Origin of the sequence: Mesorhizobium sp. M0563 (assembly GCF_040321065.1) — a bacterium.
Lineage (GTDB): Bacteria > Pseudomonadota > Alphaproteobacteria > Rhizobiales > Rhizobiaceae > Mesorhizobium.
Genome location: NZ_JAMYQV010000009.1, coordinates 93,734 through 112,625, shown reverse-complemented (window position 1 = coordinate 112,625; position 18,892 = coordinate 93,734). Strand labels below are relative to the sequence as shown.

14 protein-coding genes are annotated in these 18,892 nt (G+C 64.0%); 8 read left to right on the top strand and 6 right to left on the bottom strand.

All coding sequences use genetic code 11. The features are described from left to right. Nucleotides 1-75: 75 nt before the first annotated feature. Nucleotides 76-837 (top strand): glutamine amidotransferase, encoded by a 762-nt coding sequence (locus tag NKI50_RS14200; RefSeq protein WP_352716913.1) that lies wholly within the window; start codon nucleotides 76-78, stop codon nucleotides 835-837. Between the two features lie 114 nt (nucleotides 838-951). Here NKI50_RS14200 and NKI50_RS14195 read toward each other — a convergent pair whose 3' ends face one another. Further along, nucleotides 952-1,833, bottom strand: a complete 882-nt coding sequence (locus NKI50_RS14195; RefSeq protein ID WP_352493821.1) for a YihY/virulence factor BrkB family protein — start codon at nucleotides 1,831-1,833, stop codon at nucleotides 952-954. A 222-nt stretch (nucleotides 1,834-2,055) separates the two neighbouring features. Between NKI50_RS14195 and NKI50_RS14190 the strand changes: the two genes are divergently transcribed. After that, nucleotides 2,056-5,901 carry a caspase family protein gene (locus tag NKI50_RS14190; RefSeq protein WP_352716911.1) on the top strand — a complete coding sequence of 1,282 codons (3,846 nt, stop codon included), beginning with the start codon at nucleotides 2,056-2,058 and terminating at the stop codon, nucleotides 5,899-5,901. Nucleotides 5,902-6,000: 99 nt separating this feature from the next. Then, nucleotides 6,001-7,317 carry an NAD(P)H-dependent oxidoreductase gene (locus NKI50_RS14185; protein WP_352493823.1) on the top strand — a complete coding sequence of 439 codons (1,317 nt, stop codon included), beginning with the start codon at nucleotides 6,001-6,003 and terminating at the stop codon, nucleotides 7,315-7,317. A 274-nt stretch (nucleotides 7,318-7,591) separates the two neighbouring features. On the opposite strand, the gene proC is transcribed toward NKI50_RS14185, so the two are convergent. Together proC and NKI50_RS14175 are read right to left on the bottom strand one after the other, a co-directional pair. Then, the gene (gene proC / locus NKI50_RS14180; RefSeq protein WP_352482401.1) at nucleotides 7,592-8,407 is read right to left on the bottom strand and encodes a pyrroline-5-carboxylate reductase; all 816 of its coding nucleotides are present in this window, start codon (nucleotides 8,405-8,407) and stop codon (nucleotides 7,592-7,594) included. A 172-nt stretch (nucleotides 8,408-8,579) separates the two neighbouring features. After that, complete coding sequence (locus NKI50_RS14175; protein ID WP_352482399.1) at nucleotides 8,580-8,858, bottom strand: hypothetical protein; 279 nt, start codon at nucleotides 8,856-8,858, stop codon at nucleotides 8,580-8,582. A gap of 311 nt (nucleotides 8,859-9,169) precedes the next feature. On the opposite strand from NKI50_RS14175, the gene NKI50_RS14170 reads away from it, so the two are divergent. The 4 genes from NKI50_RS14170 to NKI50_RS14155 all read left to right on the top strand — a co-directional run bounded on the left by NKI50_RS14170 (nucleotide 9,170) and on the right by NKI50_RS14155 (nucleotide 13,724). Continuing rightward, nucleotides 9,170-9,820, top strand: coding sequence for a hypothetical protein (locus NKI50_RS14170; RefSeq protein ID WP_352482398.1), 651 nt, complete (start codon nucleotides 9,170-9,172; stop codon nucleotides 9,818-9,820). A 209-nt stretch (nucleotides 9,821-10,029) separates the two neighbouring features. Beyond that, nucleotides 10,030-10,929 carry a bifunctional methylenetetrahydrofolate dehydrogenase/methenyltetrahydrofolate cyclohydrolase FolD gene (folD, locus tag NKI50_RS14165; protein ID WP_352482397.1) on the top strand — a complete coding sequence of 300 codons (900 nt, stop codon included), beginning with the start codon at nucleotides 10,030-10,032 and terminating at the stop codon, nucleotides 10,927-10,929. Between the two features lie 16 nt (nucleotides 10,930-10,945). Next, nucleotides 10,946-11,944: a GlxA family transcriptional regulator gene (locus tag NKI50_RS14160; protein WP_023719415.1), complete on the top strand. Its 999-nt coding sequence runs from the start codon at nucleotides 10,946-10,948 to the stop codon at nucleotides 11,942-11,944. A 112-nt stretch (nucleotides 11,945-12,056) separates the two neighbouring features. Beyond that, a complete protein-coding gene (locus tag NKI50_RS14155) occupies nucleotides 12,057-13,724 on the top strand; it encodes a vWA domain-containing protein (protein WP_352482396.1) in 1,668 nt (555 codons plus the stop codon). A 48-nt stretch (nucleotides 13,725-13,772) separates the two neighbouring features. Here the strand turns inward: NKI50_RS14155 and edd are convergent, their stop codons facing one another. From edd to zwf, 3 genes are all read right to left on the bottom strand, one after another. Further along, nucleotides 13,773-15,596, bottom strand: a complete 1,824-nt coding sequence (edd, locus tag NKI50_RS14150; RefSeq protein ID WP_352716908.1) for a phosphogluconate dehydratase — start codon at nucleotides 15,594-15,596, stop codon at nucleotides 13,773-13,775. 73 nt (nucleotides 15,597-15,669) lie between these two features. Then, nucleotides 15,670-16,383 carry a 6-phosphogluconolactonase gene (gene pgl, locus NKI50_RS14145; protein ID WP_352482394.1) on the bottom strand — a complete coding sequence of 238 codons (714 nt, stop codon included), beginning with the start codon at nucleotides 16,381-16,383 and terminating at the stop codon, nucleotides 15,670-15,672. Continuing rightward, on the bottom strand, nucleotides 16,365-17,834 hold the full coding sequence (gene zwf, locus NKI50_RS14140) for a glucose-6-phosphate dehydrogenase (protein ID WP_352482393.1): 1,470 nt from the start codon (nucleotides 17,832-17,834) through the stop codon (nucleotides 16,365-16,367). The genes pgl and zwf overlap by 19 nt, the downstream gene beginning before the upstream one ends. 274 nt (nucleotides 17,835-18,108) lie before the next feature. Between zwf and NKI50_RS14135 the strand changes: the two genes are divergently transcribed. Next, nucleotides 18,109-18,855, top strand: coding sequence for an SDR family oxidoreductase (locus NKI50_RS14135; protein ID WP_023719410.1), 747 nt, complete (start codon nucleotides 18,109-18,111; stop codon nucleotides 18,853-18,855). The last annotated feature ends 37 nt before the right edge of the window (nucleotides 18,856-18,892 follow it).

The following is an 18,892-nucleotide window of genomic DNA, read 5'->3' as shown; positions in this document are numbered from 1 at the left end:
TCGAACTCCGCGGGGGCGCCGGTCCAACCGGCGCCCTTCCTAAACCTCTCGAATGAAAACAGTGCGGGGGCGGCAATGAAGATATTGCTTGCGGGCGAAACCTTTGCGGCGACGACGTCGGTCGCCGTCGGTAGCGATGTGCTTACAAGTGCGACCTCGACAAATGGCGCGACGGCCTTCAATGCCGCGCTGGCCACTGAGGGCATCGCCGTCACGCAGATCGGCGGTGAGCGTTGCAGCGCGGAGTTTCCCTATGACCTCGATGGGCTCGCCCAATATCAGGCGGTGGTGATCTCCGACGTCGGCGCCCTCACATTGCTGGTGACGCCGGATGCCCGCGCCGGGCGTGTCGGCGTCAACCGCCTCGATCTGCTCAAGGCCTATGTCGAAGGTGGCGGCGGGCTGATGCTAGCCGGCGGCTATATGGGCTTTCAGGGCATGTTCGGGACGGCGCGTTTCCACGACACCCCGGTCGAGGACGTTCTGCCGGTCCGTTGCCTACCCTACAGCGACGGCATGGAGGTCCCGCAAGGCCTGCAGACCTCCATCCTGCAGTCATCCCACCCGATTTTTTCCGGGGTGGAGGGGCCGTTGCCGCCGATCCTCGGCATGAACAAGCTGGAATTCAGGCACGACGGTTCGTCCCGGCTTCTGGCGACCTGCCACCACCGCGGCACCGACTGGCCGCTCCTTGCCGTCGGCAGCCACGGCCGCGGCCGCACGATTGCCTGGGCAACAGATATCGGCCCGCATTGGCTCTCGCAGAATTTCCTCGGATGGCCGTTCTACGGAAAACTGATGGCGAACATGGTCCGTTGGCTCGCCGGCAATGAATGAGAAAGCTGGACACCAGGTTTGACCGATGCAGTTCGCCTGCCGGCGCGGCCGATGCCGCGCGAGGCGCCGGTGACAGGCACCACCTTGCCGGCCAAGTCGAATTTCGGCGTGAACTCATTTGTCATGCGATTCCACCTTGTTCTTCAAATCGGACCGGCTGCCGTGTCGAACCGAATAGGCTCGCGTGAATTCGGCGCCCAGCAGAAATATCTCGGCCGAATAATAGACCCACAACAGCACGACGAGCAGGGCGCCGGCCGCGCCGTACGACGATGCGAAAGCGCTGGTTCCGATATACCAGCCAATCAGCGACTTGCCGATGGTGAACAGAAACCCGGTGACGACGGCGCCAAGGCCGACATCGCGCCATTGCAGACTGCGGTCGGGCAGCACCTTGTAGATCGCGGCAAACAGCAGCGCGATCAGGGCAAACGAGACAATCCCGTTGACCGCGCTCAGGATGATGGTGCCGAACGGCAGATAGGCGTTGATGACGTCTCCGAGCGCCGAAATCGCGGCGCTTACAACCAAGGACACCAGGAGCAGGAAACCGAGAGCGGCGACCAGGCCCAGGCTTGCAATGCGTGCCCGCACCAGCCGTGAGATCGTTGCTGCCCTCGGTTTGACTTTCCAGATTTCGTTCAGCGCCAGCTGCATTTCGCCGAACACGCCGGATGCGGCGACGAACAGCGTGACCAGCCCCAGAATGCTGGCAAGGGTTCCCGCTTCCTTCTGCGAAGCGTTTTCGATCGTCGCCTGCAGCAGCTCGGCACTTTGCGGTCCCATCAGGCCGGCGATCTGTGCCGAAAGGGCGAGTTGTGCCGCCTCGTGCCCGAAGGCCATGCCGGCGATAGCGACGACGATCAGCAGGATCGGCGCAAGCGAGGTCGTGGCATAAAAAGCTATCGCCGCCCCATGGCTCAGCGCATTGTCATCGATGAAGCCGAGGACGCTCTGCTTGAGGAGCCTCCAGCTCTCTGCTGCCAAATTCCACATGTGGGCCTCGCATGCTGTCAACAAACAAGTAGCGGCGGCGCAGCGCTGGGCGAGGGAGGGGCGCGAAGATCGCAACGGAGCGGCACGACAGGCCACGACAAGAACACCTCTTGCCCGAACACTTGCCAAGCGCCGGCCATCATGATGCCATGGCGCTGTGGAAGATTGCACGCTGGGTTGGGGTGGGCGATGTTGTTTCCAGGTGCAACAGGGCGCATAGGCGTGACGTTTGCCGCGCTGCTTTTGTGCGCGCTGGTTCCTGCTCGGGGCGAGGAGCCGAAGGCGCTAAAAGGCGTCGCGCTCGTCATCGGGCAGTCCGACTATGAGCATGTCGGCAAGCTGCCCAATGCGGAAAACGACGCCCGCGCCATCGAGGAGATGTTCGACAGGCTCGGCTTCGAAACCGATGTCGCGACCAATCGCGACGCACGCAAATTGCGGCGCGACCTCGAAGGCTTCGTCGACGATGCCGAGGGTGCCGACGTCGCCATTATCTACTATTCCGGCCACGGCATCGAAGCCGGTGGCGAGAATTTCCTGGTGCCCGTCGATGCCGACATTGCGGCGCTCGAGGATGCCGGCGAGAAGCTGGTCCCGCTGTCGTCGATCGTGGCCGAACTGAAGGCCAAGGTGCCGGTCACCATCGTGCTGCTCGATGCCTGCCGCAACGACCCGTTTCCGCCGGGCACGCTTTTGAAACTCAAGCCGGGTGAAGCGGGCAAGCCGATCGGCGCCGGCGGCCTCGGCGAAACCCGCAGCGTCGTGGCGTTAAAAGACAGCGCGCCGGCCAAGGGTTCGGCCGACGACAGCGGTTCTGGCAACGACAGCTTGGGCCAAGTCATCGGCTTTGCCGCCGAGCCCGGCAAGGTGGCGCTCGACGGTCCCGCCGACGGCAACAGCCCCTACGCGGCAGCCATATTGCGTCACATCGACACGATGGGCGGCGAGGAATTCGGCACTGTGCTGCGCATGGTCGGCGAGGAGGTCTATCTCAAGACCGGCGGCCGGCAGCGGCCCTGGGTCAATGAGAGCCTGCGCCGGCTGCTCTATTTCGGCACGCCCGCCGAGGTGCCGAAAGGCGAGGAGGGCGAGATCCTCACAGAGCGCCGCCGGTTGCTGCTGACGATCTCGACGCTGCCCGACCCGCAACGCCGCCAGATCGAGACGATCGCCCGCGACGGCGGCGTACCGATGGACGCGCTCTACGCCATGCTGAAGACGCTGGGCACCGAGACACCCAGGGATGCAGCCGAACTCGACACATTGCTGCGCGGCCAGACCGAGCGGCTGAAACAGGTACTGGCCGAGCAGGCGACGCTGAAGAGCCAGGATCCGGAAATCGTCCGGCTTTCAAAACTGGCCGAACAAGCGGTGCAGGAAGGCGCGCTGGAAGCAGCGCAGAAAATCCATGAACAGGCCAAGGCCCGCGTTGGCGAACTGTCGAAGACCGTCGACCAGGCTGAAGCCGACGTCAAGGCGCGTCGTTTCGAGTTTGCCGAGGTTTTCGGCGACAGCGCCAAAACCTACGAAATCTCCTTCAGCTATCAGGCGGCAGCCCAGGACTATGCCAAGGCCTATGAGCAGGTCGAGAAATGGGACGACCATGAAGCCTGGTTCTACAAGGCAGCCGAGGCCCAGGCGCTCTCCGCGCATGGTTCTTTCTCGGGCGACAACGCCTTTCTGGTGCAGGCGGTCGCTGCCTATGAAAAGGCGCTGACCTATGTGTCGCGCGAAAACAGCCCGCGGCAATGGGCGGCCACGCAAAACAATCTCGCCACCACACTGTCGACGCTGGGCGAGCGCGAGGCCGGCCGCGAAGACCTCGACAAAGCGGCAGCCGCCTTCGATCAGGCGCTGAGCGTCTACACGCGCGACGCCAATCCGGACGACTGGGCCTCGACGCTAGGCAATCTCGGCACCGTCTATTGGCGGCTCGGCCAGCGCGAGAACGGCACGACGTTGCTCGACAATGCCGTTGCCTCGTTCCGCGCGGCGCTCGAGGTGCAAGTGTCGAAAAAGCTGCCGCTCGAATGGGCGGCGACTGAGAATAATCTCGGCATCGTGCTCTCCGAACTGGGTGAGCGCCAAGCCACCAGCGACAGCTTTCGCGCCGCCATCGAAGCGCATCGCGCCGCGCTGACCGAATACCGCAGGGAGCGCGTGCCGCTCGACTGGGCGTTGAGCCAGGTCAATCTCGGCGCGGCCTTGTTCCGCCTCGGCGAGCGTGAACAAGACGTACCGACGCTTGAGCAGGCCGTTGCCGCCTATCAGGCGGCGACTGAGGAAATGACGCGCGAGCGCGCGCCGGCGCAATGGGCGACGATCCAGAACAATTTGAGTTCGGCGCTGGAATCGATCGGCCAGATCAATGGCGACATTGCTATGCTGCAACGCGCTCGGAAGGCGGCAGAGGCCGCACTGACGGTGTGGACGCGCGAGCACGCGCCGGCGAGCTGGGCAAACGGCCAGTTGACGCTTGGCAATGCCTTGCAGCGCCTCGGCGCCAGGCAGGACGGCGATGACGCACTGCTCAAGGCGGTCGCTGCCTATGAGGCCGCACTTTCTGAATATCCGCGCGAAAAGCTGCCGCTCGACTGGGCTTCGTTGAACCAGAATCTGGGCTCGGTCTATGCGACGCTTGGCGATCGGGACACCGGCATCGACTATCTCCGGAAGTCGGCGTCCGCCTATCGCGAGGCCTCGCAGGTCTATACCGTCGCCGCCGCGCCGCTCGAATTCGCCTCAATAGAGCACAGTCTCGGCAACACGCTGTCGACCTGGGGCGACCGTGCTCGCGACAAAGCGGTCCTTGAAGAAGCGGTCGCCGCCTATGATGCAGCGCTCACCGTGCGAACCAAGGAGAGCGCCCCGAAGGACTGGGCGAAGACGCAGTACCGGCTGGGCGCAGCCCTTTCCATGCTCGGCAAGGCCGATGGCGGTTCGGACGAGGCGCTCCAGCGCTCGGCGGTGGCCTATCGCGCGGCGCTCGAAATGCAGAGCCGTGACAGCGACCCCGACGCTTGGGCGGCAACGCAATGGGGTCTCGGCCATGTGCTCCTGGTTCTGGGCGACCGCACGCAGGACGGCGAAGCGTTCAACCAGTCGGCGACGGCGCTTGAAGCGGCGCTGCCCTTCTACGACCTCGCCACGGTGCCGGAAGATCACGCCCAGCTGCAGAACGAACTCGGCAGCGCCTATTACTGCCTTGCCGGCAGCGCCAATGACCCGTCGCTCTACCAGAAGGCGGCGGCCGCGCATGAAAAGGCACTGGCCGTCTATGCCACGCTGCCCGACCGCTCGCTCTGGGCTTCGGTCGAAGGCGACCTCGGCAATGCCCGCATGATGCAGGCAAACGCCAGTTCCGACCCGGACGCCATGGCCAAGTCTGTCCAGGCCTATGAGGCGGCACTGACGGTGATAAGCCGCGACAGGGATGCCGACGAATGGCTGCGCAACCAGACCAATCTGGCCAGCGCGCTTTCGACGCTGGGCTACTGGCGCGACGACGTTGCCCTGCTGAAGCGTTCGGCCGGCATCTATCGTTCGATCCAGAGCGTGCGCACGCGCGACCGCGCCCCCGAACGTTGGGCCAGCACGCAGGCAAGCCTGGCCAATGTGCTTGGCATGATCGGCGCGAAAGAGCCTTCGCCGGCTTTGTTCCACGAGGCGGTCGCCGCCAACCGAGCATTGGCAGACCAGGTCGACCGCGACCGCGACCCCGAGCGCTGGGCGAGCTTGCAAAACGAGATCGGCTATCAGCTGACGCTCGCCGGCCGCGCCGGAAACAACGTCGCCAAATTCGAGGAGGCGGTGCCGATCCTGCGCGAGGCTATCGCCGTGCAGAAGAAGATCGGTTCGGTGCCGGGCATCGCTTTCACCGAGGACAGCCTGTGCGACGTGCTTACCGATCTGGGTGCTGCTCGCAAGCAGAAGGCAATGGCCGAGGAAGCGATAGCCGCCTGCCAGCATGCGCTCGTCATCTTTCGGGATGGCAAGATGGACGACCTTGCCGCCGGCTCCGCAAAGAACCTTGCCGAGGCACAAGCCTTGCTGGCCGAATTGCAATAGCGCACAGGAAAAGGTGGCCGCGGCCGGTTTCGATTGGCAAAGGGTTGCCGTTCCCTGCTATTCCCGCTTCAAATCAAAAAAGCAGTGGACGTTTCCAGCATGACCAATGTCGCCTTGACCGGGCTTGCCCGGGATCTTGCCAAGCGCGCGGCGGAAGGCCGCCCGGTGCGCATCGGTGTCATCGGGTCGGGCGAGATGGGCACCGACCTGGTGACACAAGGCATGCTGATGCCGGGCATTTCGGTTTGCGCGATTTCGACCCGCCGGCCGCATACAGCGCGTGACGCCATCCGCATCGCCTATGGCGACGAGGCAATGGCAGCCGAAGCGGACAGCGCTTCGAAGGTCAGCCAAGCGATCGAGAGCGGCAAGATCGCAATCACCTCGAACGAGATGCTGGTCACCAATCCGCTCATCGATGTTGTCATCGATGCCACCGGCAAGCCCGGCGTCGCCGCCGATTTCGACCTGATGGCGATGCAGCACGGCAAGCATCTGGTGATGATGAATGTCGAGGCCGACGTCACTATTGGCTGCTACCTCAAGCAGCAGGCCGACCGGCTCGGCGTCGTCTATTCGGTCGGTGCCGGAGACGAACCGTCGAGCTGCATGGAGCTGATCGAGTTCGCCTCGGCGCTCGGCTACACCATCGTCTCCGCCGGCAAGGGCAAGAACAACCCTCTCAACCACGACGCTGTTCCCGACGACTACCGCGAGGAAGCGCTGCGCCGCAACATGAATCCGCGCATGCTGGTCGAGTTCGTCGACGGCTCGAAAACCATGGTCGAGATGTGCGCCATCGCCAACGCCACTGGGCTGGTACCCGACGTTCCCGGCATGCACGGCCCCAAGGCCGACCGCGACGAGTTGGTCAAGGTGCTGATCCCGCGCGAGCAGGGCGGCATCCTGTCGAAGAAGGGCGTTGTCGACTATACCGTCGGCAAGGGCGTGGCGCCCGGTGTCTTCGTCATCGTCGAGGCGACTCATCCGCGGATCATCGAGCGCATGGACGATCTGCATATCGGCCACGGCCCCTATTACAGCTTCTTCAGGCCCTACCATCTGACCTCGCTGGAAGTGCCGCTGACGGCCGCCCGTATCGCGCTTTACGGCAAGCCCGACATGGTGCCGCTGCCGAGGCCGGTGGCCGAGGTCTGCGCCGTGGCCAAGCGCGATCTGGCGGCAGGCGAGACGTTCGACGCGATCGGCGAGACCTGCTACCGCTCCTGGACCATGACCGTCGAGGAGGCTCGCGCCCACCACGCCGTGCCCGTCGGCCTGCTCGAAGGCGGCAAGGTGCTGAAACCGGTGAGGAAAGGCGAATTGCTCACCGCCGACAATGCCGCGCCCGACCCGACGACCAGGCTATTCGCCTTGCGCCGGCTGCAGGACGAGATGCTGTATGGGGCGGGTTAGGTGCGGTGCAGAAACTTTGACGTCGGCGGGACAGCGCCCCTCTCTGTCCTGCCGGACATCTCCCCCACATGGGGGAGATCGGACGTCACGCCGGCTTTCGCCAATCTCCAACATCGCAGTTCGTGAGCGGAGCGCCCAAACTGCCAATCTCCCCCCTTGTGGGGGAGATGTCCGGCAGGACAGAGGGGGGCGCGAGGGATCGCTACAGAGCGTTTGCTATTGCCCCTGAAATGCACGGCAGATCATCGCCGCCGACCGGCTTCCCCTGAAAGCCCTACTTCCCCAGCTCTATCGACCGCAGCCGCGCCGCTTCCACCGCCTCGGTGAGCAGGCGTGTCAGCCGGTCCTCGCCCATCAGTACTGCAAGAGCCGCAGCCGTGGTGCCGTTGGGGCTGGTCACCTGCTGCCTGAGCACGCCGGGCTCCTCGCCGCTTTCGGCGGCCAGCGATGCGGCGCCGTAGACCGTCTGCATGGCCAAGAGCTTGGCAGTCCCGGTCGGCAGGCCAGCCTTCTCGGCCGCCACGGTCAGCGCTTCGATGAAATGGAAGATATAGGCTGGACCGGATCCGGAGACTGCCGTCACCGCATCCATCAGGCCCTCGTCATCGATATCGGCCACTTGCCCGCTTGCCGAAAGCAGGTCGGCGACAAGGCGTTTGGTGTCCTCGGAAACCAGCCTGTTGGAAAACACCACCATCATGCCTTTGCCGATAGCCGCCGGCGTGTTGGGCATGCAGCGCACGATCGGCGCGCGGTCGCCGAGAATGCCTTCGAACGTGGCGACCGGCGTCCCCGCGGCGATGCTGAGGAAAGTGGTTCGGCCATCGTTGAAGCGGATGTAGCCAGCCGTCACGTCGCGGATCACCTGCGGCTTGACCGCAATGACGACGAGAGCCGGAACGGCGTTGGCCGGTATGGCGCCGATATCCGCGGCAGCAGCGCAGCCCAGTGCTTCGGCACGCTTGCGCAACTCGGCATTGGGCTCGACCACGAACACCGCAGCCGGAGCCAGCTTGCCGGCTTTCAGCCAGCCGGAGAGCATGGCGTAGCCCATATTGCCGCAACCGGCGAGAACAAGCCTGATCGTCATCGAAGCTCTCCATTCGAAAGGTTGGCTTTGCCATAGACGTTCATGGACGGACGGGGAAGCCCCTCTCGGACCTTGATCAGGGGCTGGGTTATGTCGCCGCTTCCGCCGCCTGATCGGGCTCGGTCAGTCCTGACCCGATCACTCTGGACGGCCAGGTTCGGCCCATGCCAGACTAAAAACAGGGATTGCAGACGAGGTGGGAGCGATAGCCTGGATTCTCCAACAGCGCACCAAAGCCGACAAGAAATCCTCCCCAACCAAGCACAACTGCCACGGCCACGACGCCGACTCCCATAGCCATCTTGCAAGCCGCCACGGCCCCTGAAGAAAAGCGCCATGGGCGTATCAAAGCAAGGATTGCGGTCCCTGCCAGCAGACTAAGCACCGGAACTCCGAAGAGCACAGCGTGCATCTCCATCATCAGCGCAAACGGAGTGTCTGGCGTTATCATTCGGATAGCCTCCTCAGAATTCTGACGGTGTTCAAGATGCCGACTTCATGAACAACGGAACGTCTGCCTCCAACCCTTAACCGACATCCCGGCATTTTTCGAGTGATCGACCAATCGTGGGCGACGAACTCGATGGCATTGTCTTAAGGCGGGAAACGAGGTCTCTCAGCCGACCAAATTAACCTTTTATTTCCTATGCCTGTTTAGCATCGCTTAACCAGTGGACGGTCGCTCCGTCCCAGCCCTAGGGGAAAGCTCCAGGAACCATGGCTTACAGGGATAATCGTCAACACCGGAGGAACGAGCGGTCTTTGCTGTCGCTCGTCGAGGCAGTGCGCGACGAGGACGAAGCATCGCTGGTTTCGCTAGAGGACCGTGCAGGCCCGTCATGGCGCGAGGATGCCGCCACACGCCATCGTCTCGCCCGGTCGCGCCGCGAGGCGCGTGCCAGTCCGATCCTGTTGGCAGCCGCCGGTACAAGCCAGCTCCGTCCTGATGGGCCGGAGGCCGGCACCATACTGACGGAAGAGCCTGCAGCTGCCGATGTATTGTTCGACCCCGCTGGCTCCCTTGGCGGCCGCGATGCCGGTCCCGCTGAGGACAAAGCGTACCGGGCAGCGCATCGGGGTCCGATCGGTACCGTATTGTCGGCGCTGCGCAGGCTCATGCCCGGCAGAGCGCCGGAGGAGATGGCGTCCGGCGAGACTTCCGCCGCGACAAATTCCAGCGCAGCGATGCCGCCTGCCTTCCATCCACAGCCGCTCTATGCCGGACAGACACCTTATCCGCAGCAACCCACGCCGCAGCATTCGGCCTATACTCAGGCCTGGTCGAAGGAGGCAAATCAGGTTTCGGAAGCCGCCGATCAGCAAAGCCAGATCGAGGAAATCCGTGCCAGCCTGCGTGAATTCCGCGAAGCGGTTCGCGAGCTCACCGAAAACCGCACGCGCCGCTATTTCTAAGCGTCGAATAAAACATGCCGGTTTCGAGTTAGCGGCATGGGACGGCGCATTGACGGGATTGCCCGGCTCGATTTTCGTGAAAATGCCGCGCTGCATGTCCGCCCGGCAGCGCATGGTTCTGGGCAACGACATGCATAAAAGGTATCTGGAGCACGCCGCGGGGATGCTTTAACGCGGCAGGCTTAGGCGATCGGCGTCGAGGGTGGTTCATGGCTGAGTTGATTGACGGAAAAAGCGTCGCCGAAGACGTGGTGCGGCAGGTCAAGGCTCTGGTCGCCGAACTGACGGAAAAGGGCGGACGGCAGCCCGGCCTCGCGGTGGTCATCGTCGGCGAGGATCCGGCGAGCCAGGTCTATGTCGCCTCCAAATCCCGTACCGCCAAGGAATGCGGCTTCCATTCGGTTCAGCACACGCTGCCGGTCGAGACCTCCGAGCCGGACCTGTTGAAGATCATCGGCCAGCTCAACGCCGATCCGGCCATCAACGGCATCCTGGTGCAGCTTCCGCTTCCCGGCCATATCGATGCCGGCAAAGTCATCCAGACCATCGCGCCGGAGAAGGATGTCGACGGCTTCCACTTCATCAATGTCGGCAAGCTCGGCACCGGCGAGCTCGAGACCGCCTTCGTGCCTTGCACGCCGGCCGGCTCGATGCTGCTGATCGAACGGGTGCGCGGCAAGGATCTGTCCGGCCTCAATGCGGTCGTCGTCGGGCGCTCGAACATCGTCGGCAAACCGATGGCGAATCTACTGCTTGCCGCCAACTGCACGGTCACCATCGCACACAGCCGCACCAGGGACCTGCCGGCGCTTGCCCGCACCGCCGATATTCTGGTCGCAGCCGTCGGCCGGCCTGAAATGGTCCGCGGCGACTGGGTCAAGCCTGGCGCCACCGTCATCGACGTCGGCATTAACCGCATCGCCGCACCTGAAAAGGGTGAAGGCAAGGCCCGCCTCGTCGGCGATGTCGAGTTTGCCGAAGCAGCGAAGGCGGCCGGCGCCATCACGCCGGTGCCTGGCGGCGTCGGGCCGATGACCATTGCCATGCTGATGACCAACACGCTAGCTTCCGCCTACCTCGCAGCCGGGTTGAAACGGCCTTCCTTCTGACCAGAGAGCAGCGTCCTTGCCGAACCTCACTGTTCCGTTAGAACGGCCGGTCACCAATGATCCCGTTCAGGGCGGCCGGCAGTTCGGGTTTCTGCTGGTCGACAAGTTCTCCATGTTCTCGCTGGCCGCGGCAATCGACACGTTCCGGTCGGCGAACCGGCTGCTCGGCCGCGATTTCTATGGCTGGACGACGGTGTCGGCCGACGGCGATGCCGTCATGGCTTCCAACGGCCTGCCGCTCAAGATCGACTACGCCGTTGTCGATCTGCCGCCGGTCGATATCCTTTTCGTCTCGGTCGGGCTGACGACGGAATTTCCCGGCAAGAGCAAGGTGCTGGCGGCGCTGCGCAGCTGGGGCCGGCGCGGCAATGCGCTCGGCGCGCTTTCGGTCGGCTCCTATTTGCTTGCCGAAGCAGGCCAGCTCGATGGCTATCGCTGCACCATCCATTGGGAAAACCGCGCCGGGTTCCTCGAACGCTTTCCGGACATCAACTGCACCGGCAACGTCTTCGAGATCGACCGCAAGCGCTACACCTGCGCCGGCGGCACCACCTCGATCGACCTGATGCTGGAAATCGTGCGCGGCGATTTCGGCTCGAGTCTCGCCAATGGCGTCGCCAACCAGTTCCAGCATGAGCGCATCCGCTCGGCCGGGGACCGCCAGCGCGTCGGCCCGGAACGCGACCTGACCGGCAAGTCGGAGAAGCTGCGCCGCATCGTCGAGCTGATGGCCGACCATCTCGACGAGCCGCTGTCGGCGGTGCAGCTCGCCAAGTCGGCGGGTCTGTCGGTGCGCCAGGTCGAGCGCCTGTTCCTGCGCCATCTCAGTGTGACGCCCGGGCGCTATTACATGCGGCTCAGGCTCGAGCGGGCGCGCGAATTGCTGCGCCAGACCAACATGCCGATCCTCGACGTGGCAATCGCCACCGGCTTCACCTCGCATTCCTATTTTGCCCAGAGCTACCGGCTGCAATTCGGCCGGCCGCCTTCCGAGGAACGCCGCACGACCTATTGAGGGTTTGGCAGAGAGGCGACGCAGCTTCGTACTCCGTCCGGGCTTGTGTCGCGACGCGGCGTCAAATAGCGTTCCGGCGGCGAGCGGCGGCGACTGACGGGGGAGATTTTCGATGGCGGGATTTGTGCGGAGCGTCGCTGCGGCGGCCCTGTTGCTCTGGACGACGGGGTTCGGTTTCGCCGCCGATCGCGTCATCGTCATTCTCGATGCCTCCGGCTCGATGTGGGCGCAGATCGACGGCAAGCCCAAGCTCGAAATCGCCCGTCAATCGCTGCGGAACGTGCTGCAATCGGTCCCGGCCGATGAGGAAATCGGCCTCATGGCCTATGGCCATCGCGAGAAGGCCAGTTGCGACGACATCGAACTCATCGTGCCGCCGCAGGCAGGCTCGGCAAGTGCGATCTCAGCCGCGGCCGACAGCTTGAAATTTCAGGGCAAGACGCCGCTGACCGCCGCTGTCAAGCAAGCGGCGGAAGCATTGAAATACACCGAGGACAAGGCGACGGTCGTTCTCATCACCGATGGCATCGAGACATGCAGCGGCGATCCCTGTGCGCTCGGCAAAGAGCTTGAGGCTGCCGGCATCGACTTCACCGTCGATGTCGTCGGCTTTGGCCTGACGGCTGCCGAAGGCAAGCAGGTCGCCTGCCTGGCCGATAACACCGGCGGCAAATATATCGAAGCATCGGATGAAAAGGCATTGCAGGACGCCCTCGTCGAGACCGTTGCGCCGCCGCCATCCGCTCCTGAACCGGCTGCCGCCCCGGAGCCTCCTCCCCAGCCGGCGCCTGCCCAGCCGGCGGAGTCCAATTTCGTGCCCACCGTCGTGCTTGCCGAAGGTGGCGATCCCGTCACCGACGGCAATGCCTGGGAGATCTATAAGGCGAATTCCGACGGCACGCGCGGCGATCCCGTCGCCACCGAATACGGCGCCTACAAGGGCAATCTGGAGGCGGGCGACTATATCGTCGTCGCGCGCGCCGGCGAGGCCAAGGCCGAACAGAAGATCAAGATCGAGCCTGGCCAGGTCACCAAGCCGCTCTTCACGTTGAATGCCGGTACGCTGGTTATCCACCCGCGGCCAAGCGAAGGGGCGGACGTTGACGGCGGCGCGGCTGTCGTGATCGCCTATCCGGGCGTCGACACCCCGCCGACCTATTATGGCGACACGAAAGTCGTGCTGCCGGCCGGCGACGAGAAGGTGACCGTCACGATCGGCCAGGGCGTGGTTACCGAGACGGTCCCGCTTGCCGCCGGCAGGGTCATCGACAAGGATATCATCGTCGGCGTCGGGCATGTCGTCGCCAACGCCTACTATGCTGCCGGTGGCGACAAGGCCGAGGGTTCTGGCGTCGGCTTCAAGGTGTTCCAGGCGAAAAAGGACATCGGCGGGACCAGGCAGGAGGTGACCTATGCCTACGGCCCCGACAGCAAGTTCGATCTGCCGCCCGACGATTATGTAATGGTCGCGACCGTCGATCTCGCGGTGGCCGAGCAGCCGTTCAGTGTCAAAATTGGCGAACATCAGGATCTGAAGATCGCCATGAACGCCGGCGTGCTGGCGATCACCGCGCCAGGGGCCTCGAAGATCGAGATATTCGAGGCCAAGAAGAACATCGATGGAACCCGCAAGTCGGTCGGCTACGCCTATGACCAGAAGTATCAGGCCACCTTGTCGGTTGGCGACTACGCGGTGGTTTCGGAGAAGTCGGACAGCAGCTCGAAGGAAGGCGCGGTAACGGTCAGGGCCGGCGCGCGAGCCGAGCTGACGGTTCAATAGATCCGAGGGAGAGCGGCCACCAGCCGCTCTTCCTCATGGCCGAAAAAGTCACGCCACGCCGAAGGCGCTCGCGCCATGGTCGGCGCGGCCCACCATCTGCCGGAACCCGGCGAAGAGCTCCCGGCCGAAGCCGAATTCATTGCCTATGAGGTCGCTGTCCGCGGGCCGGCGCAGTGCGAAATCGCCGGCCGGCACCAGCACCTCGAGCGTTCCGGCCTCGGCGTCGAGCCTGATAATATCGCCGTCATGGATCCTGGCGATCGGCCCGTCCTCCGCCGCTTCCGGCGTCACGTGGATCGCCGCCGGCACCTTGCCGGAGGCACCCGACATGCGCCCGTCGGTAACCAGCGCCACATGCTGGCCGCGGTCCTGCAGGATGCCGAGCACGGTGGTCAGCCGGTGCAATTCCGGCATGCCGTTGGCCTTCGGGCCCTGGAACCGAATGACGGCGATGAAGTCGCCGGTCAGCGACCCCGCCTTGAACGCCTCGTTCAGCCCTTGCTGGCTGTCGAACACCTTGGCCGGTGCCTCGATGATGCGCCGCTCCGGCTTGACCGCCGATGTCTTGATGACGGCGTGGCCGAGATTGCCTGAAAGCACTTTCAGCCCGCCGCTCGGCTGGAACGCCTTCTTGAACGGCGCCAGCACCTTCTCGTCGCCGCTCTGGCGCGGCGAGGCCTCGCGCACGACGCCGCCATCGGCGCCGAGCTTGGCCTCGACCCCGTAGGGGCGCAGCCCTTCGCCCCACACCGTCTGCACATCCTCATGTAAAATGCCTGCGTCGAGCAGTTCGCGGATCAGGAAGCCGAGCCCGCCGGCGGCGTGGAAGTGGTTCACGTCGGCAAGGCCGTTCGGATAGACCCGCGCCAGCAGCGGCACGGCTTCCGAGATGTCGGAAATATCCTGCCAGGTAATGGCGATGCCGGCCGCCGCCGCCATGGCGATCAAATGGATGGTGTGGTTGGTCGAACCGCCGGTGGCGTGCAGGCCGACGATACCGTTGACGATCGAGCGCTCATCGATCATCCGCCCGGCTGGCGTGTAGGCGTTGCCGAGCGCTGTGATCGCCAGCGCCCGCTTGGTCGCTTCCCTGGTCAGTGCGTCGCGCAGCGGCGTGCCCGGATTGACGAACGAGGCGCCAGGCGTGTGCAGGCCCATGATCTCCATCAGCATCTGGTTGGAATTGGCGGTGCCGTAGAAAGTGCAGGTTCCCGGCCCGTGATAGGATTTGGATTCGGCTTCGAGCAGTTCGGCCCGCCCCGCCTTGCCCTCGGCATAGAGCTGGCGGATCTTGGCCTTTTCGTCGTTCGGAATGCCGGTCGTCATCGGCCCGGCCGGGATGAAGACCGCCGGCAGATGACCGAAGGTCAGCGCCGCGATCACCAGCCCCGGCACGATCTTGTCGCAGACGCCGAGATAGACGGCGGCATCGAACATGTTGTGCGACAGGCCGATCGCCGCGGCCATGGCGATCACGTCGCGCGAGAACAGCGACAGCTCCATTCCGGGCTGGCCCTGGGTTACGCCGTCGCACATCGCGGGCACGCCGCCGGCCACCTGGGCGATGCCGCCGGCCTCGCGGGCCGCGTCCTTGATCAGTGCCGGAAACGTCTCGAAAGGCTGATGCGCCGACAGCATGTCGTTATAGGAGGTGATAATGCCGAGGTTCGGCACCCGGTCGCCGCCAAGCGCCACCTTTTCGGAAGGACTGCACACGGCAAAGCCATGGGCCAGGTTGCCGCAGGACAGCACGGCCCGGTTGGCGGTGCGGTTCGAGGCTTCGGCGATGCGGCCGAGATAAGCCTCGCGACCGGGCCTGGAGCGCTCACGGATGCGCTGGGTGATGGCTTCGATGTCGCGTCTTGCGGTCATGGCGGTCGGTCCTTTCAGGCGAGGTCCCGCAAACACCTTCCGGCTGTTGCCGGGACCTGCAGCCAAGTTGAGATCAGGGTGCCCAGAAAACCTCTACGGGCTTTTGAGTTGCATCGAGCACGGCGCGAATGGGCTTTCGTGTTCCAACTCCAAGCGCGGCCTCGAATGCGGTGCGTTTTTCCGCGCCCTCGATATGCAGCGCGATGAAGCCGGCATTGATGATCCGCGCCAGTGACAGCGTCAGCCGCGGCTCGCCGGCGCTTGCCGCGTGAACCGGAAGCACGATCCTTTGCGACGACGGATCGAGCAATCTTGCCAGGTTGTCGGCATCCGGAAAGAACGAGGCGGTGTGGCCATCAGTTCCCATGCCGAGCACAACAACATCGAGGGGCCAGGGCAGCACTTGCAGCGCCTCACTGTCGGAGACCGCTGCGCCCGCGATAGTTGCCGCAGCGTGGTAGAGCGGCACGAAATTCGCGGCGGCGGCCGCGTTCTGCAGCAGGTTGGCGGCAACCAGACCGGCATTGGAGCGCGGCGACGAGGGCGGCACGAAGCGCTCGTCGACCAATGTTATCGTCACCTTTTCCCAGGCGATAGGAACGGTCGAAAGCGCCGCGAAGAATTTCGCCGGCGTCGTGCCGCCCGAGACTGCAAGCAGTGCCGTGCCGCGCTCGGCGATCGCCTTTGACAGGCGGCCGGCGACGTGGCCGGCAAGCGCTGTCGCCAACTCCTGGCGTCCGGCAAATTCGTGCCAGTTGTAGGCGCCGCCTAATTGCTCTCGTGCCATGTCCGCCCATCGCGTTCGATCAGCGCAATCGAGGCCGAGGGGCCCCATGTGCCTGCGGTGTAGCCTTGCGCCTCTTGCCTTCCGCTTTCCCAGGCGTCCTGGATCGGGTCGATCCATTTCCACGCAGCCTCGACCTCGTCGCGGCGCATGAACAGCGTCTGGTTGCCACGGATGACGTCCATGATCAGCCGCTCATAGGCATCGGGCGCGCGGCCGTCGAAGGATTGCGCAAAACTCATGTCGAGCGGGATCTGGCGCAGCCGCATGCCGCCCGGGCCCGGATCCTTGATCATGATGAACTGCTTGACGCCTTCGTCGGGCTGCAGCCTGATGACCAGTTGGTTGGCGGAGATCGGCCCGGCGCTCTCGCCGAAGATCGAATGCGGGATTGGCTTGAATTCGATAACGATCTCCGAAACGCGGGTCGCCAGCCGCTTGCCGGTGCGGAGGTAGAACGGCACGCTGGCCCAGCGCCAGTTGCCGATCTCGGCCTTGAGCGCAACGAAGGTCTCGGTGTTGCTGTTCTTGCCGAGTTCCTCGACATAGCCCTTCACCGGCCCGCCGGCCGAGGCGCCGGCACGGTATTGCCCACGCACCGTGTGCTTGGGCGCTTCGTTGCCGTTGATGCGTTTCAGCGCCCGCAGCACTTTCAGTTTTTCGTCACGGACGGCATCGGCGTCCATCGACGACGGCGCCTCCATGGCGACGAGGCAGAGCAGCTGCAGCATGTGGTTCTGTACCATGTCGCGCAACGCGCCAGCCTTGTCGTAATAGGTGACGCGGTCTTCCAGGCCGACCGTCTCGGCCACGGTGATCTGCACATGATCGACATTGGCGGAATTCCACAACGGCTCGTAGAGCGCGTTGGCGAAGCGCAGCGCCATCAAATTCTGCACCGTCTCCTTGCCGAGATAGTGGTCGATGCGGAAAATCTGGCTTTCATGGAAATCGTCGCCGACCAGGTCGTTGAGCGCGCGCGCCGAAGCGAGATCGCGGCCGATCGGCTTTTCCAGCACGATCCGCGAATTCGGCGTGATCAGCCCGTGCTCCTTCAGCTTGTGCGAGATGTCGCCGAACAGCGCCGGCGCCACCGCCAGATAGAAAGCGCGGATGTGTTCGCTGTCGCCGATCGCCTTCTTCAGCCTGTCGAAGCCGGCACCTGTGGTTGCGTCGGCCGGGACATAGGAGAGCCGTGCGAGGAACGTTTTCAGTTCCGTGGCGTCGATATCTTCCGGTTTCACATGATCGGCAATCGCCTGCCTGGCGAAAGACTGGAATTCCTCATCGGTCATCTTCGAACGTGATGTGCCGATTATGCGCGTCGGCTCGGAAAACTGGTGGTCGCGCTGCCGGTGGTACAGTGACGGCAGAAGCTTGCGTTCCGACAGATCGCCGGTGCCGCCGAAAATGATAAAGTCGAAAGGGTCGACGGGGATGATCTGGCTGGTCATGGTCTGTCCGCTCTGACGCCGGTCGCGATAACGCGGCTGATATAATCTAATCGATTTAAACTTGCCAGTGTCATTGCGTCACATCCGCGTGTGCTCTTGACACCGGCTCTGGCCGGAGGCTTGTCGGCAAGCGATGCTTCCGGGAGCGTTCGCAGGTGCAGCATAGAGCGGGATCAAGGCGAAAGCCAAAGGAGAAATCGGCAATGGACACACATCTTTCGATGGCCATGGCCAAACGCGTCGTCGATCGTCTTCAACGATGAGTGAGAAAGGCATGCGCCTCCAAAACAAGGTCGCCATCATCACCGGCGCTGCCTCGGGCTTTGGCGAGGGCATGGCCAGGCGCTTTGCCGAGGAGGGCGCGCGGGTCGTTGTCGCCGATCTGAACGCCAAGGACGCAGAGCGCGTCGCCGGCGAGATCGGCGAAAAGGCGATCTGGACCCAGACCGACGTCTCGCTGCGGTCCGAATTCGACGACATGGTCCATGCTGCAATGAGTGCTTTCGGTCGCATCGACATCATGGTCAACAATGCCGGTTACACCCATCGCAACGGTGACATGCTGGAAGTCGACGAAGCGACCTTCGACCTGATCACGTCAGTCAACATGAAGGCAATCTACAACGCAGCACTTGCCGTGGTGCCGGCCATGGAGCGGCAAGGCGGCGGCGTCATCCTGACGACGGCTTCCACGGCCGGTATCAGGCCGCGGCCTGGTCTCACCTGGTACAACGCATCGAAGGGCTGGGCGATCACCGCGACCAAATCGATGGCGGTGGAACTCGCGCCAAAGAACATCCGTGTCAACTGCCTGTGCCCGGTCGCCGGCGAGACCGGCATGCTTGAGAAATTCATGGGCGCCGACACACCCGAGATCCGCGAGAAGTTCCGCGCATCGATCCCGCTCGGCCGGCTTTCGACGCCGCTTGACGTGGCCAATGCCGCGCTTTGGCTCGCATCGGATGAAGCAGCTTTCATCACCGGCGTGGCGCTGGAAGTCGACGGCGGCCGTTGCATTTGAACCCCTAGGCCATCCGGCGACAGGCGGCTGATGGCGA

Coding starts and splice junctions, on each gene's coding strand:
- pgl (WP_352482394.1), bottom strand. CDS start 16,383: ATGGCACGAGAGCAATTAGGCGGCGCCTACAACTGGCACGAATTTGCC.
- NKI50_RS14195 (WP_352493821.1), bottom strand. CDS start 1,833: ATGTGGAATTTGGCAGCAGAGAGCTGGAGGCTCCTCAAGCAGAGCGTC.
- zwf (WP_352482393.1), bottom strand. CDS start 17,834: ATGACCAGCCAGATCATCCCCGTCGACCCTTTCGACTTTATCATTTTC.
- NKI50_RS14200 (WP_352716913.1), top strand. CDS start 76: ATGAAGATATTGCTTGCGGGCGAAACCTTTGCGGCGACGACGTCGGTC.
- NKI50_RS14155 (WP_352482396.1), top strand. CDS start 12,057: ATGGCGGGATTTGTGCGGAGCGTCGCTGCGGCGGCCCTGTTGCTCTGG.
- proC (WP_352482401.1), bottom strand. CDS start 8,407: ATGACGATCAGGCTTGTTCTCGCCGGTTGCGGCAATATGGGCTACGCC.
- edd (WP_352716908.1), bottom strand. CDS start 15,596: ATGACCGCAAGACGCGACATCGAAGCCATCACCCAGCGCATCCGTGAG.
- folD (WP_352482397.1), top strand. CDS start 10,030: ATGGCTGAGTTGATTGACGGAAAAAGCGTCGCCGAAGACGTGGTGCGG.
- NKI50_RS14135 (WP_023719410.1), top strand. CDS start 18,109: ATGCGCCTCCAAAACAAGGTCGCCATCATCACCGGCGCTGCCTCGGGC.
- NKI50_RS14175 (WP_352482399.1), bottom strand. CDS start 8,858: ATGATAACGCCAGACACTCCGTTTGCGCTGATGATGGAGATGCACGCT.
- NKI50_RS14185 (WP_352493823.1), top strand. CDS start 6,001: ATGACCAATGTCGCCTTGACCGGGCTTGCCCGGGATCTTGCCAAGCGC.